Source organism: Vogesella perlucida (assembly GCF_979366545.1).
The window spans coordinates 77,895-92,360 of sequence record NZ_CEETRO010000011.1 but is presented as its reverse complement, the minus strand read 5'-3'; the positions used below and the strand labels follow the sequence as shown (position 1 = coordinate 92,360).

Below are 14,466 nucleotides of genomic sequence, written 5' to 3'. Positions count from 1 at the left end.
GCGGGCTGGTGGGTCAACGCGACAGCTTATTTCAGCTCGTTGACCATCTGTTGCAGCAGGGCTTCCAGGCCTTTGTCGGTGACGACGGCATTGTCGGCAGTGCGCAGCTCTACACGCACTTGCTGGTCGCCCTGGCGGGTCAGCTGTACGCGCAGGTTTGGCACGCTGGCGTTATCCCCCGGTTTGCTGTCTTTCCAGAACGCCAGCTTGGAGAACATGCCGCCGCTGCTTTGTGCGTTGGCTTTTTGCACATCATCGTTGCCTGGCTTCACGAAGTAGGCACCCAGTGTGCGGTCACGGTCGGTAATAGCCAGACCGTTGTGTTCCAGCACCAGGCCAACACGGCGCCATGCGCGATCGTAGCTATCGTCCAGCTCGATACCGCCTTTTACCAGGCGTGCACGGGCGGTATTGGCGGCTTGTTCCTGGCGGACAGCTTTCGCTGCCGTGGCTTCATCCGCACCCAGGCGTACCAGGAAGCGGCTCAGGAACACTGCTTCGATTTCCGGGTCGGTCGGGCGAGGCTGCCAGCGGGTGTCTTCTTTCTTCTCGTTAATGTAGATCTCGTACATGCCGCGGTGGCTGAAGAACACATCCGTACCGTTGGCCGTTTTCTCTATGCGGATGCGGAACTTGTCGCGCTCCGGCGTGGAGAACACACTCCCCAAACCCACTGTTTCCAGCAGGCCGCGTACGGTGGTGGCACCCAGCTTGGCGCGGTTCTCTGCCCAGTCGGTTTCCATGTAGCCTATATCGGCTTCTTCGTTCTGGATGACAAAGCCGTTATCCAGCCAGAACGCTTTCAGCAGCGGCCACACTTCTGCCGGGCTCTTGCCCGGGATGCTGACCCAGCGCTGGGTACCCGCGCGCTCTACTGCAGCACTGGCAGGCGCCGCCGGTGCGGCCGCCGCGCTGGTAGCAGCGGGTGTCGTAGTGGCTTGGCTGCCACTGCCAGTGTTGACCTGCGGAATAGGGTAGCGGTCTTGCTGTACTGGTGCGCTAAGGTCCGGCGGCACTTCCAGCGAAGATTTCGGTTTCGGGCTATCCGACTTGAACTCGTATTTCAGGTCGGGGTTGTTGCTGGCGCAGGCGCTCAGCAAGCCTGCACACAGCAGGCCGGAGATCAGGGTCTTGTTCATTGCGTGCTTCATGGTTTACAGGGTGTTCGCCTGTTTCATGGCTGCTTCGATGATGGCGACCGAACCCTGGCTCAGCGGGGTCAGCGGCAGGCGCAAGCCGGCGGGCATCAGGCCCAGGCGGTGCAGTGCCCACTTGGCCGGGATCGGGTTTGGTTCGCAGAACAGCTGCTTGTGCAAGCCCTGCAGCTGGTCGTTGATAGCGCGCGCGCCGGTGGTATCGCCACTGCGAGCGGCCTTGCACAGCTGGCTCATCAGTGCCGGGGCGACGTTGGCCGTCACCGAGATCACGCCGTGACCACCGCACAGCATGAAGGCCATGCCGGTAGCGTCGTCGCCGGAATACAGGGCAAAGTCGGCTGGGGCACGCAGCACCAGGTCGCAGGCACGGCCGATATCGCCGGTAGCGTCTTTCAGGCCGACGATATTGTCGATTTGGGCCAGGCGCAGTGCGGTATCGTTGCTCATGTCTGCCACGGTACGGCCGGGCACGTTGTACATGATCAGCGGGATATCTACAGCCTCGGCAATGGTGCGGTAGTGCTGATAGATACCTTCCTGCGTGGGCTTGTTGTAGTACGGCACTACGGACAGGCTGTGGCTGGCACCGGCCTGCTTGGCCAGCTGCGCCAACTCGATGGCTTCGGCTGTAGAGTTGGCGCCGGTGCCGGCTACCACGGTAACGCGGCCGGCAGCGTGCCGTGCCACGGCTTCTACGACCTTGATGTGTTCTTCCACGCCAAGAGTGGCGGATTCCCCGGTGGTGCCTACGGCAACAATGCCGTCGGTACCGTTATCGATGTGGAAGTCAACGAGACGTTTGAGCGATTCGAAATCGACCTGGCCGTCCTCGAACATCGGGGTGACCAGAGCAACAAGGCTGCCGGTAAGCATAGCTTCTGCCTATATGAAATGGATTAAGTAAGGTGTTTGATTGTAGCGGAATTCCGCTATTGCGGCGCAAGCAATGCACGTTGGCCGCAACACGCTGATTGCAAGGGTTTTTGTGCTAAAATACACGGTTTTCCGGTACACATTCAGAGACTGGCAGAGGAATTATCCGCGTGATTACGACAAGCAACATTACCATGCAGTTCGGCGCCAAGCCGCTTTTCGACAAAGTTTCGGTCAAGTTTGGCGAAGGTAACCGCTATGGCCTGATCGGTGCCAACGGCTCCGGCAAATCGACCTTCATGAAAATTCTGGGTGGTGACCTGGAGCAGACCAGTGGCGAAGTGGCCATCGAAAACGGCCTGCGTCTGGGTAAGCTGCGCCAGGACCAGTTTGCTTACGAAGATCAGCGTGTAATCGATGTTGTCCTGCAAGGCCATACCGAAATGTGGGCCGCCATGAGCGAGCGTGATGCCATTTACGCCAACCTGGAAGCCACCGAAGACGATTACATGCACGCGGCGGAACTGGAAGCCAAGTTTGCCGAGTACGACGGCTACACCGCCGAGGCACGCGCCGGCGAGCTGCTGATGGGCGTGGGTATTCCGGTAGAACAGCACTTTGGCCCGATGAGCGAAGTGGCGCCGGGCTGGAAACTACGCGTGCTGCTGGCGCAGGCGCTGTTCTCCAACCCGGACATCCTGTTGCTGGACGAACCGACCAACAACCTGGACATCAACACCATTCGCTGGCTGGAGCACGTGCTGAACGAGCGCAACTCCACCATGATCATCATTTCGCACGACCGACACTTCCTGAACTCGGTCTGCACCCATATGGCCGACCTGGACTACAACACCATCCGCATCTACCCGGGTAACTACGACGACTACATGATCGCGTCCACCCAGGCACGTGAACGCCAGCTGGCATCGAACAGCAAGGCCAAAGAGCGTATCCAGGAGCTGCAGGAATTCGTGGCACGTTTCTCGGCCAACAAATCCAAAGCCCGTCAGGCCACCAGCCGCCTGAAGCAGGTGGACAAGCTGAAGGCCGATATGGTGGAAGTGAAGCCATCCAGCCGTCAGAGCCCGTTCATCCGCTTTGAAATGGACGACAAGTTCAAACTGCATCGTCAGGCAGTCGAGGTCGACAGCCTGAGCAAGGCCTACGACAAGAAGGTGCTGCTGAAAGACCTGAGCTTTATCCTGGAAGCCGGTGCACGCTTGGCCATCATCGGTCCGAACGGTGCCGGTAAATCCACGCTGGTGAAGCTGCTGGCCGGGGCCTTCGAGGCGCCACTGGCTGAAGGCATTACTGCCGATTACGGCCAGATCAAGTGGGCCGAGAAAGCACAGGTGGGCTATTTTGCCCAGGATCACGAAGCCGAGTTCGACTCCGATCGTACGCTGACCGAATGGATGCGCGAATGGGGCCAGGAAGGCGATGACGAGCAGGTGATTCGCGGTACGCTGGGCCGCCTGCTGTTTGGTAGCAACGATGTGGACAAGGCAGTTCGCGTACTGTCCGGTGGCGAGAAAGGTCGCATGCTGTACGGCAAACTGCTGCTGCAGAAACCGAACGTGATGATCATGGATGAACCGACCAACCATATGGATATGGAGTCGATCGAAGCCTTGAACATGGCGCTGGAAAAGTACAAAGGCACCCTGATTTTTGTATCTCACGATCGTCAGTTCGTGAGCTCGCTGGCTACCCACATCCTAGAGCTGGATGGCAAGGGCGGTTTCGACTACTACACCGGCAACTACGAAGACTACCTGGCCAGCAAAGGCCTGGAATAAACCGGCCCCGCAGGGATAAGCACCAAGGCAGCTACGGCTGCCTTTTTTCATGTGGCCAGTGTTTGTTGGCTGGCTGGCAGGGTGTGGTGTTCATGGCCTCAATGCGCAAATAGCTGTTTTCCCTGCGATTTTTTTTGCATTGCGATAATCGCGCCACAGCCTTTCCTGTCGTGATGAAAGCCGATAGAGCGTTTGCTTTACCGCTACCGAGCGCTTGCGTTATATTGCAGCGCAAGATGGTTGTGCGCTGCAAAATGCAGCCGTGGCAACCGGCATAACAAGACAAGACAGACAATAAAAACAGGGACTCGGCCTTGAGGGTCGGTGGTGGAGCAATATCCGGTCGACAATCGGGTCGCCTGCAACTGAATGCAAAGGAAGAATTATGCGCTTGAAAGGGAAAGTCTCCATCATTACTGGCGGTGCCAGCGGTATCGGTAAAGCGACTGCCGAAAAATTCATCAAAGAAGGCGCCATCGTTGCGGTATGTGACATCAATCTGGATGCCGTAAACGCCGTGGTGGAAGAGCTGAAAGCAGCCGGTGGCGAAGCAGTAGGCTACAAAGTAGACGTGACCGACAAGGCCCAGATCGCCGACATGGTAGGCGCGCTGAAAACCCAGTTTGGCCGTATTGACGTGCTGGTGAACAACGCCGGTATCGTGATGGACGCACAACTGATCAAGATGACCGAAGACCAGTTCGACAAGGTCATCGACATCAACCTGAAGGGTGTTTACAACTGCACCAAGGCCGTGGTGGATACCATGATCGAACAGGGTGCCGGTGTGATCCTGAACGCATCGTCTGTGGTGGGTGTGTATGGCAACTTCGGCCAGACCAACTACGCTGCCTCCAAGTTTGGCGTGATCGGTTTCGTGAAAACCTGGGCGAAAGAGCTGGGCAAAAAGGGCATTCGTGCCAACGCTGTCTGCCCTGGCTTCGTGGCCACGCCTATCCTGAAATCCATGCCGGAAAAAGTGATCCAGGCGATGGAAGACAAGGTGCCGATGAAGCGTATGGCACAGCCGGAAGAAATCGCCAACGTGTACGCCTGGCTTGCTTCCGACGAAGCCAGCTACATCAACGGTGCTGCCATCGAAGTGACCGGTGGCCTGACACTGTAAGGTTGGCCGCAAGGCTCACCGTAAAAAACCCGCCAATCGGCGGGTTTTTTCTTTTGACGCTCGCGTCAACCTGGTACTGGTCGTCACTGCGGTGTAACGCGCGGTCGACTTTTGCGGTGCAGGTGCGGGGTAAAAGCGGGATACAGGTGCAGGTATTGCCGTGCAGATCAGCATTTTGCCAAGGTTGGCCGCAGGACTATCGATCTATGCAAAAACCCGCCAATCGGCGGGTTTTTCTTTTGACGTTAGCGTCAATTCAGAGCTCGTCGTCACCGTGGTGTAGCGCGCCGTCTACCTCTTTACGGTGTAGCCACCAGGCAAACAGCTCGATAAAGGTGTAAGCATCGCCGCGCAGGTGGGCGTTTTGGCGCAGGTTGGCCGCAGCGTTATCGCCATATGAAAAACCCGCAATCGGCGTAATCCCAGTCAGTTAAGCGAATATGCTTGGTCATCAAGTGGGAGCGCGAGAGTCAAGCGCCCTATCCCGTTGGCGCGAGGCGGTCAAAATGGTGCGCCCCAGGTTTTAAAACGCCGATTTGTTTGAGCCCCGAGCCGTTAGCAAGGGGCGAGTTCGGCGGCGCCTGGGGCCTGCCATTTTGGACGGGGTTTCGAGCAGCCCCGGGTTGTGGGGGAATGAAAAGGGGGCGGCAATCCGCCCCCTTTCCCGTCTGCCGGGCGGAACCGGCATTTAAGCATCGTCCGCATAGCGGACCCGCAAGCCGCTTTAACGCAACAAACCGCCAGCCAAAAAATGCCAGTCAGCGTTAACTGAATGGCATTAGCCAATCGGCGGTTTTTCCTGTTGACGCTAGCGTCAGCTCACAGCTCGTCATCACAGTGGTGCAGCGCGCTGTCGACTTCTTTGCGGTGCAGGTGCGGGGCAAACAGCTCGATAAAGGTATAGGCATAGCCGCGCAGGTAGGCGTCTTTGCGGATGCCGATCTTGGTGGTGGACGGCTCGAACAGATGGCTGGCGTCCAGTGCCTGCAGGCCGCTATCGCGCTCGGGCTCGAACGCCATGCTGGCGATAATGCCCACGCCCAGGCCCAGCTTGACGTAGGTTTTGATCACGTCTGTATCGATGGCGGTTAGCACCACGTTCGGGGTTTTGCCCGCGTCGGTAAACGCCTGATTGATGCGCGAGCGCCCGGCAAAGGCAAAGTCGTAGGTAATGATGGGGAAGCTGGCGATGTCTTCCAGCGTAAGCGGCCGGCCCAATGCCAACAGCGGGTGGCCATCCGGCGCCACAATGCTGCGGTTCCATTCGTAGCAGGGCAGCATGGCCAGCTCTTTGTAGAGCGAAATGCCCTCGGTCGCTATGGCCAAGTCTGCTTCGCCGGATACCACCATGTCGCAAATCTGGGTCGGGCTGCCTTGCTTGATGGACAGGCGTACTTTGGGGTAGCAGCGCACAAATTCGGCAATCACGCCAGGCAGCGCATAGCGGGCCTGGGTGTGGGTGGTAGCGATGGTCAGCGCGCCTTCCGCCTCTTTGGAGAACTCGTCGCCGACGCGCTTGAGGTTTTGCGCCTCACGCAGGATGCGCTCGGAAATGCGCAGCACCTCTTTGCCCGGCTCGGATACCGCCACGACACGTTTACCGTTACGGATGAAGACCTGAATGCCCAGCTCGTCTTCCAGCAGGCGAATCTGTTTGGAAATACCCGGCTGCGAGGTATGCAGCTTTTCTGCCGCCTCGGAAACGTTCAGCCCCTGTTTGGCCACTTCCACCAGATAGCGCAATTGCTGGAGTTTCATGTCTTGATCTCTTAAAACTGAAAGTAATTAAATACTAACACAATATTCTTTTCCGATTTAAAGCCTTTGGCTACCATGGCATCCTCTGTCCGTATGCCCTGGAGGCACCCGATGAGCCTTGCCGACAAGCTAGCCCAGACCGAAGCCCTGCTGCAGGAAATCGCCCGCACGCATGGCAAGGTGGCCCTGGCCAACAGTTTTGGCGCCGAAGACATGGTGCTGACCCACCTGATCGCCAAACTGGCGCTGCCGATTACCATTTTCAGCCTGGATACCGGCCGCTTGCCGCTGGAGACCTACGACCTGATGCATAAAGTGGGCGAGGCCTATCCGGCCTACCCGATCCGTGTGTACTACCCGGATGCCGCCGCACTGGAGGCTTACGTCAACGAAAACGGTATCAATGCTTTCTACAACAGCGTAGAGCAGCGTAAATCCTGTTGCCACATCCGCAAGATTGCGCCGCTCAAGCGCGCGTTGTCCGGCCTGGACGCCTGGATTACCGGCCTGCGCCGCCAGCAGTCACCCACCCGGCAGGACCTGGGCGACCGCGAGCACGATGCAGACAACGGCTTGATGAAGTACAACCCGCTGATCGAGTGGACAGAAAAAGACATCTGGGCGTATATCCGTGAACACGGCGTGCCGTATAACGCCCTGCACGACAAGCACGTGCCGTCCATCGGCTGTGCCCCCTGTACGCGCCCCATCGCCATGGGTGAGGATATCCGCGCCGGCCGCTGGTGGTGGGAGAACCCAGAATCCAAAGAGTGTGGCTTGCACGTGAAAGCCAGCCCGCTGAAACGCCCCGACTAATACGGAGACGTTGGCCGCACTATGCGGCCAACCTTGATCAAGAGAGCACGGCATGTACAAGTACGATGAAGTCGATTTCCGTCTGGTGCGCGAGCGGGTAGAGCAGTTCCGCAGCCAGACCCAGCGCTACCTGGCCGGCGAGCTGGCGGAAGAAGAATTCCGCCCGCTGCGCCTGATGAACGGCCTGTATATCCAGCGCCACGCCCCCATGCTGCGCGTGGCCATCCCTTATGGCCACCTGTCCAGCCTGCAAATGCGCAAGCTGGCGCACATCGCCCGCACCTACGACCGCGACTACGCCCACTTCACCACGCGCCAGAACATCCAGTTCAACTGGCCGGAACTGGCGCGCGTACCGGATATCCTGGCCGAGCTGGCTGACGTGGAAATGCACGCCATCCAGACCTCGGGCAACTGCGTGCGCAATACCACTACCGACGCTTTTGCCGGTGTGGCCGCCGACGAGCTGATCGATGGCCGCGCCTACTGCGAGATCATTCGCCAGTGGAGCACGCTGCACCCCGAGTTTGCCTACCTGCCGCGCAAGTTCAAGATTGCCGTATCTGGCAGTGCGGATGACCGCGCAGCCACCCAGGTGCACGATATTGGCCTGCACGTGGTGCGTAACGAGGCGGGCGAAGTCGGCTTCCGCGTACTGGTAGGTGGTGGCCTGGGGCGTACCCCCATCGTGGGCAAGGTCGTGCGCGAGTTCCTGCCGCCGCAGCACCTGCTGACCTATCTGGATGCTGTCTTGCGTGTGTATAACCGCTACGGCCGCCGCGATAACAAGTACAAGGCCCGCATCAAGATCCTGGTGCAGGCCATGACCGTAGAGGCGTTTGCGGCCAAAGTGGAAGACGAGTGGCTGAACCTGAAAGATGGACCGTCTACCCTGACCGAAGCCGACGTGGCCTATTACGCAGGCTTCTTTACCGACCCGCCATACGAAAGCCTGGCGGCCAACCCTGCGGCCTTCACCGAGAAGCTGGCCGAGCCTGCCTTTGCCCGCTGGGTAGAGCGCAACACCCGTGCCCACAAGCGTGCCGGTTACCGTTCGGTGGTGCTGTCGCTGAAGAAAACCGGCGTGCCACCAGGTGATATCAGTGCCGACCAGATGGACGCCGTTGCCGATATGGCCGACCGTTTCGGTTTTGGCGAGATCCGCTCCGCGCACGAGCAAAACCTGATTCTGCCAGACGTCAAAGAAAGCGATTTGTACGAAGTGTGGCAGCTGGCACGCCAGCATGGCTTTGCCACCCCGAACATCGGCCTGCTGACCGATATCATCTGCTGCCCCGGCGGTGATTTCTGCGATCTGGCCAACGCCCGTTCCATCCCGGTGGCCGAAGCGATCCAGCGCAAGTTTGACGATCTGGATTATCTATTTGATCTGGGCGACATCGACTGCAACTTCTCTGGCTGTATGAATGCCTGTGGCCACCATCATATTGGCAACATCGGCATTCTGGGTGTGGATAAGAATGGCCAGGAGTGGTACCAGATCACCCTCGGTGGTAGCCAGGGTAACTACACCGCGATTGGCAAGGTGATCGGACCGTCGTTTGCCCAGGCGGATGTGCCTGCTGCATTTGAAAAAATCATGACCCTGTACGTGGAGCAGCGCCAGGAAGGCGAGCGCTTCATCGAAACTGTACGCCGTATCGGTCTGGACCCGTTCAAGGAGCGCGTTTATGCAAAATCTCATTAAAAATCGCGCGCTGGCGAATGACGATAGCTGGCGCCTGATTCGCAGCGTCGAAGAGGCATTTTCGGCAGATGAAGATATCATTCTGCCGCTGGATCTTTACCTGCAGCGCGATGATACACAGCACGCTGGCAAGCTGGCGGTATGGCTGGCCCCAGAGCAGGATCCTGCTGTGTTGCAGGCACATCTGGCCAATCTGTCGCTGATTGCCATTGATTTTCCGGCTTTTACCGACGGGCGCGGCTACAGCCATGCGCGATTGCTGCGCGAGCGCTATGGTTACCAAGGCGAGCTGCGTGCCATTGGTGATGTGCTGCGAGACCAGTTGTCCTATATGGCGCAGGTGGGGTTTGATGCTTTCGTGATTCGTGCCGATCGCGATGCAGCCAGTGCCTTGGCCGGCCTGGCGGATTTTAGCGAGCAGTATCAGGCAACGGTGTTGCAACCTGTACCACTGTTGAAGCGTCGTGTGTCGTTAATTGTTGCTTGATTGCAACTCGGCAAGATTTGTTTCGATAAGATTTGCCTCAAAGGTGTTGTGTTTTTGTGTGAACTTTGGGTACTTGGCGTTGACATAGGCTAAGCTGCTTACCTATAGTCACAGAAAATGTCTTAACCAATTATGCCGTTTTTTCGACATTCGTTCTGTGGTGCCACGTTTAAGCGGGTTGTCACGACTTGTTTAAACAATGGTGGAACGCGTTTCAACAAAGAGGAAGTAAAATGAAAAAATCGATCAAGCTGAGCGCTCTGCTGGCTACCCTGCTGCTGACCGGCAATGCTTTTGCAGCTAACGAAGGCTACACCGTAGCTGCCGGCTCCCCGGTAGTAAAAAACGCCTACGGCGAATGCTGGCGCCTGCCGACCACTTACGACAAAGCGCGTGATGGTCTGGTAGAGTGCGGCGATCGTGAAGCAGCCAAGCCGGCTCCAGCCCCGGCTCCGGCCCCAGCTCCGGCTCCGGTTGTCGTAGCGCCTAAGCCACAGACTGTGATCAAAACCGTTAGCCTGTCCGCTGAAGGTCTGTTCGGTTTTAACAGTGCACAGATCGTTGCTGGCAACCAGCAACTGGAAGCACTGGTTTCCAGCCTGAAAGCTGACAAACTGCTGAAATCCGTAGCCGTTGAAGGTCACACTGATTACCTGGGTTCCGAGAAATTCAACCAGGCTCTGTCCGAAAAACGTGCTAACGCCGTTAAAGACTACTTCGTGGCTGCTGGTGTACCGGCTGACAAAGTGACTGCAGTAGGCAAAGGCGAAGCCGAAGCCAAACTGACTGCAGAATGCACTGCCAAGAAATTCAAGAAGCGTGCTGACCTGATCGCTTGCCTGGCTGGCGACCGTCGCTTTGACGTGACTGTAGAAACCGCCAAGGAAGTTCAGCAGTAATCTGCTGATCTTGTTGCAAAAGCCCCGGCTAGTCCGGGGCTTTTTTGTTTTTCGCTATGGCTGGCAATGTTGGGGTTGGCTGGTTAAAATCGGATGTTTTGATCCGTTATCGAGCCGCCCATGCGTGCGTTTTTGGGGAACCCCCGCCGTTTTGCGTTACCCCCCTGTGCCTTGACTATCGGCAACTTTGACGGTGTCCACCTGGGGCACCAGCGTATGCTGGCCCGTTTGCGGGAAGAAGCCGCGGCGCGTGGCCTGCCTGCCGCCTTGCTGACATTCGAGCCGCACCCGCGCGAATTTTTTGCGCGCCAGCAGCCGCCAGCACGCTTGGCCGTACTGCGCGACAAGCTGCAGTTTCTGGCGCAGCAAGCCCAGCTTGATTATGTGTTTATCTACCGTTTCAACCATGCGTTCTCTCGCATGCCTGCCGGGCAGTTTGTCCAGCAGGTGTTGCTGGATGAGCTGCAAACACGCTATTTGCTGATTGGCGACGACTTCCAGTTTGGCGCCGACCGCAAAGGGGATTTTGCCCTGCTGCAGCAGCACCCCGGTTTTGTGACCGAGGCGATGCCATCTGTGCTGGTTGCCGGTGAGCGCGCCTCCAGCACACTGGTGCGTGACAGGTTGGCCGCAGGCGATCTGGATAGCGCGGGCCGCTTACTGGGTCGCCCTTATCAGATCAGCGGCAAAGTCATGCATGGGCAAAAGCTGGGTCGTACCATTGGCTTCCCCACGGCAAACGTACACCTGCCGCACCGCAGGCCCGCACTGGAAGGCATTTTTGTGGTGCAAGTGGATACGCCGCATGGCCGTATCGGCGGGGTGGCGAGCCTGGGCAAGAACCCGACGGTTACCACTACCCAGAACTACAAGCTGGAAGTGCACTTGTTCGATTTTCATGGCGACCTCTATGGCCAGCGAATTTCGGTACATTTCCTGAAAAAATTGCGCGATGAAGCGCGCTACGACGATTTTAACGAGCTGGTGGCCCAAATCGAACGCGATGCCGCCAGCGCCAAAACTTATTTGACCAGTTTGCAACGAGATCAGGCATGAGCATCGACTACCGTAAAACCGTCAACCTGCTGGATACACCGTTCCCTATGCGCGGTGATCTGGCCAAACGTGAACCCGCCTGGCTGAAGCGCTGGACCGAGCAGCAGCGTTACCAGAAGCTGCGCAAACTGGCAGCTGGCCGCCCCAAGTTCATCCTGCACGATGGTCCGCCGTACGCCAACGGTGACATCCACATTGGTCACGCGGTTAACAAGATCCTGAAAGACATCATCGTCCGCTCCAAGACGCTGTCCGGTTTCGATGCGCCGTACGTACCCGGCTGGGACTGCCACGGCCTGCCTATCGAACTGATGGTAGAAAAACTGCACGGCAAGGATATCCCGGCGGCCAAGTTCCGCGAGCTGTGCCGCGAATACGCGCACGAGCAGATTGCCCGCCAGAAGAAAGACTTCATCCGTCTAGGCGTGCTGGGCGACTGGGACAACCCCTATCTGACGATGGACTTCAAAACCGAAGCCGACATCGTGCGCACCCTGGGCAAGATTTTTGAAAACGGCTACCTGATGAAGGGTGAAAAGCCGGTGCACTGGTGTATCGAGTGCGGCTCTGCCCTGGCTGAAGCCGAGGTGGAGTACGAAGACAAGACCTCGCCAGCCATCGACGTAGGCTTCCGCGTGGTGGATACCGACAAGCTGGCCGCCGCCTTTGCTGCGGCCAACGTGGACGGTGCCATGGCGGTCATCTGGACCACCACCCCCTGGACCCTGCCTGCCAACCAGGCAGTATCGGTCAGCGCCAAGCTGGTTTACCAGCTGGTAGAGTGTGCCAAAGGCAAGCTGATTCTGGCGAAAGACCTGGTGGAAGCCACCATGAAGCGCTACGGCGTGGAAAGCTACACCGTGCTGGGCGAAACCACCGGTGACAAGCTGGAGCTGCTGCGTCTGGCGCACCCGTTCTACGCCCGCGAAGTACCGGTGATCTGCGGTGACCATGTCACCACCGACGCCGGTACCGGCCTGGTACACACCGCGCCGGCTCACGGTCTGGAAGACTTCCAGGTTGGCCAGGTGTACGGCATCCCGGTAGATAACCCGGTAGCCGATAACGGCCGCTACAAGTCCACGACCGAGCTGTTTGCCGGCCTGTCGGTATGGGAAGCCAACCCGAAAGTAATCGAAGTACTGCAAGAGCGTGCTGCGCTGGTGCATCAGGACAAGCTGTTCCACAGCTACCCGCACTGCTGGCGCCACAAGACCCCGATCATTTTCCGCGCCACCCCGCAGTGGTTCATCGGCATGGACAAGGCCGGCCATGATGGCCAGGTACTGCGCCAGCGCGCCAAACAGGCCGTGGACAGCACCGAGTTCTTCCCGGCCTGGGGTCGTGCCCGCCTGGAAGCCATGATCGGTAACCGCCCGGACTGGTGCGTATCGCGCCAGCGTAACTGGGGCGTGCCGATGACTTTCTTTATCCACAAGGAAAGCGGCGAGCTGCACCCGCGCTCGGCCGAACTGCTGGAGCAGGTTGCCCTGCGCATCGAGCAGCAGGGTATCGAAGCCTGGTTCAGCCTGGATGCTGCCGAGCTGCTGGGTGACGATGCGGCCAACTACCGCAAGCTCACCGACACGCTGGACGTGTGGTTCGACTCCGGCTCCACCCACTTCGCCGTACTCAAGCAGCGCGCCGAGCTGGCATGGCCGGCCGACCTGTACCTGGAAGGCTCCGACCAGCACCGCGGCTGGTTCCAGTCCTCGCTGCTCACCGGCTGCGCCACCATTGGCCGCGCCCCGTACCAGCAGCTGCTGACCCACGGTTTCGTAGTGGATGGCAAGGGCCTGAAGATGTCCAAGTCCAAGGGCAACGTGGTAGCACCGCAAAAGGTCAACGACAGCCTGGGCGCCGATATCCTGCGCCTGTGGGTGGCCTCTACCGACTACTCTGGCGAGCTGGCGATCTCGGACGAAATCCTCAAGCGTGTGACCGAAAGCTACCGCCGCCTGCGTAACACCCTGCGTTTCCTGCTGGCCAACCTGTCGGACTTCAACCCGATGGAACACGCCGTGCCGTATGAGCGCCTGAGCGAGATCGATCGCTACGCGCTGATGATGGCCAAGGAAATGCAGGAAAAGATCACCGGCGAGCTGTACCCGCGTTATGCCTTCCACCACTCGGTGCAAGACATCGTGAACTACTGCTCGGAGGACCTGGGTGCGTTCTATCTGGACATCCTGAAAGACCGCCTGTACACCACCGCGGCCGACAGTCACCCGCGCCGCAGCGCCCAGACCGCGCTGTACCACATCACGCGCAGCCTGCTGCTGTTGCTATCGCCTATCCTGTGCTTTACCGCCGACGAGGCGTGGGAAGTACTGCTGGGTAGCGATGAAGAAACCCCGCTGTTCCACGTATGGCACGAGTTCCCGAACCCGGCCGTGGGCGCCGAAGAAGCGCTGGTCGCCAAATGGCAAGCCATCCGCGCCTTCCGTGCGCAGGTGAACAAAGAAATCGAAGCGCTGCGTAGCGCCGACAAACTGGGCTCTTCGCTGCAGGCCGAGCTGGCACTAAGCGCCAGTGGCGAGCTGTACCAGCACCTGGCCAGCCTGGGCGATGAACTGAAGTTTGTGCTGATGGTGTCGCAAGTCAGCGTGACCGAAGCCGCCGACACCACCATCAGCGTGACGCCATCCAGCCACGAGAAGTGTGACCGCTGCTGGCACTACCGCGCCGATGTGGGCACCCACGCCGGCCACGGCCACGTGTGCGGCCGCTGCGTAGACAATATCGATGGCAAGGGCGAGGCGCGTCTGCATGCTTGAGCAAGGC

11 protein-coding genes are annotated in these 14,466 nt (G+C 58.7%); 8 read left to right on the top strand and 3 right to left on the bottom strand.

Annotated features, from left to right (window positions below; all coding sequences use genetic code 11):
- Positions 1 to 26: 26 nt before the first annotated feature.
- Positions 27 to 1,139: an outer membrane protein assembly factor BamC gene (gene bamC / locus ACZ9XP_RS15405; RefSeq protein ID WP_147683000.1), complete on the bottom strand. Its 1,113-nt coding sequence runs from the start codon at positions 1,137 to 1,139 to the stop codon at positions 27 to 29.
- Positions 1,140 to 1,154: 15 nt separating this feature from the next.
- Complete coding sequence (gene dapA, locus ACZ9XP_RS15400; RefSeq protein ID WP_147683002.1) at positions 1,155 to 2,030, bottom strand: 4-hydroxy-tetrahydrodipicolinate synthase; 876 nt, start codon at positions 2,028 to 2,030, stop codon at positions 1,155 to 1,157.
- Between the two features lie 170 nt (positions 2,031 to 2,200).
- Between dapA and ACZ9XP_RS15395 the strand changes: the two genes are divergently transcribed.
- Both ACZ9XP_RS15395 and fabG read left to right on the top strand, forming a co-directional pair.
- Positions 2,201 to 3,832, top strand: coding sequence for an ABC-F family ATPase (locus ACZ9XP_RS15395; RefSeq protein ID WP_147683004.1), 1,632 nt, complete (start codon positions 2,201 to 2,203; stop codon positions 3,830 to 3,832).
- Between the two features lie 385 nt (positions 3,833 to 4,217).
- Positions 4,218 to 4,958 carry a 3-oxoacyl-ACP reductase FabG gene (gene fabG / locus ACZ9XP_RS15390; protein ID WP_144372525.1) on the top strand — a complete coding sequence of 247 codons (741 nt, stop codon included), beginning with the start codon at positions 4,218 to 4,220 and terminating at the stop codon, positions 4,956 to 4,958.
- A gap of 819 nt (positions 4,959 to 5,777) precedes the next feature.
- Here the strand turns inward: fabG and cysB are convergent.
- Positions 5,778 to 6,716, bottom strand: a complete 939-nt coding sequence (cysB, locus tag ACZ9XP_RS15385; protein WP_465188728.1) for an HTH-type transcriptional regulator CysB — start codon at positions 6,714 to 6,716, stop codon at positions 5,778 to 5,780.
- 111 nt (positions 6,717 to 6,827) lie between these two features.
- Here cysB and ACZ9XP_RS15380 point away from each other — a divergent pair, with 111 nt between their 5' ends.
- The 6 genes from ACZ9XP_RS15380 (at position 6,828) to ileS (ending at position 14,459) form a co-directional block, all read left to right on the top strand.
- On the top strand, positions 6,828 to 7,532 hold the full coding sequence (locus tag ACZ9XP_RS15380) for a phosphoadenylyl-sulfate reductase (RefSeq protein WP_438698096.1): 705 nt from the start codon (positions 6,828 to 6,830) through the stop codon (positions 7,530 to 7,532).
- A 52-nt stretch (positions 7,533 to 7,584) separates the two neighbouring features.
- A complete protein-coding gene (locus ACZ9XP_RS15375; protein ID WP_147683010.1) occupies positions 7,585 to 9,240 on the top strand; it encodes a nitrite/sulfite reductase in 1,656 nt (551 codons plus the stop codon).
- Positions 9,224 to 9,727, top strand: a complete 504-nt coding sequence (locus tag ACZ9XP_RS15370; protein ID WP_147683012.1) for a DUF934 domain-containing protein — start codon at positions 9,224 to 9,226, stop codon at positions 9,725 to 9,727. The genes ACZ9XP_RS15375 and ACZ9XP_RS15370 overlap by 17 nt, the downstream gene beginning before the upstream one ends.
- Positions 9,728 to 9,960: 233 nt before the next feature.
- Positions 9,961 to 10,626: an OmpA family protein gene (locus ACZ9XP_RS15365; RefSeq protein ID WP_147683015.1), complete on the top strand. Its 666-nt coding sequence runs from the start codon at positions 9,961 to 9,963 to the stop codon at positions 10,624 to 10,626.
- 120 nt (positions 10,627 to 10,746) lie between these two features.
- Complete coding sequence (locus ACZ9XP_RS15360; RefSeq protein WP_147683017.1) at positions 10,747 to 11,682, top strand: bifunctional riboflavin kinase/FAD synthetase; 936 nt, start codon at positions 10,747 to 10,749, stop codon at positions 11,680 to 11,682.
- Positions 11,679 to 14,459 carry an isoleucine--tRNA ligase gene (gene ileS / locus ACZ9XP_RS15355; RefSeq protein ID WP_147683019.1) on the top strand — a complete coding sequence of 927 codons (2,781 nt, stop codon included), beginning with the start codon at positions 11,679 to 11,681 and terminating at the stop codon, positions 14,457 to 14,459. Before ACZ9XP_RS15360 ends, ileS begins: the two co-directional genes overlap by 4 nt.
- The last annotated feature ends 7 nt before the right edge of the window (positions 14,460 to 14,466 follow it).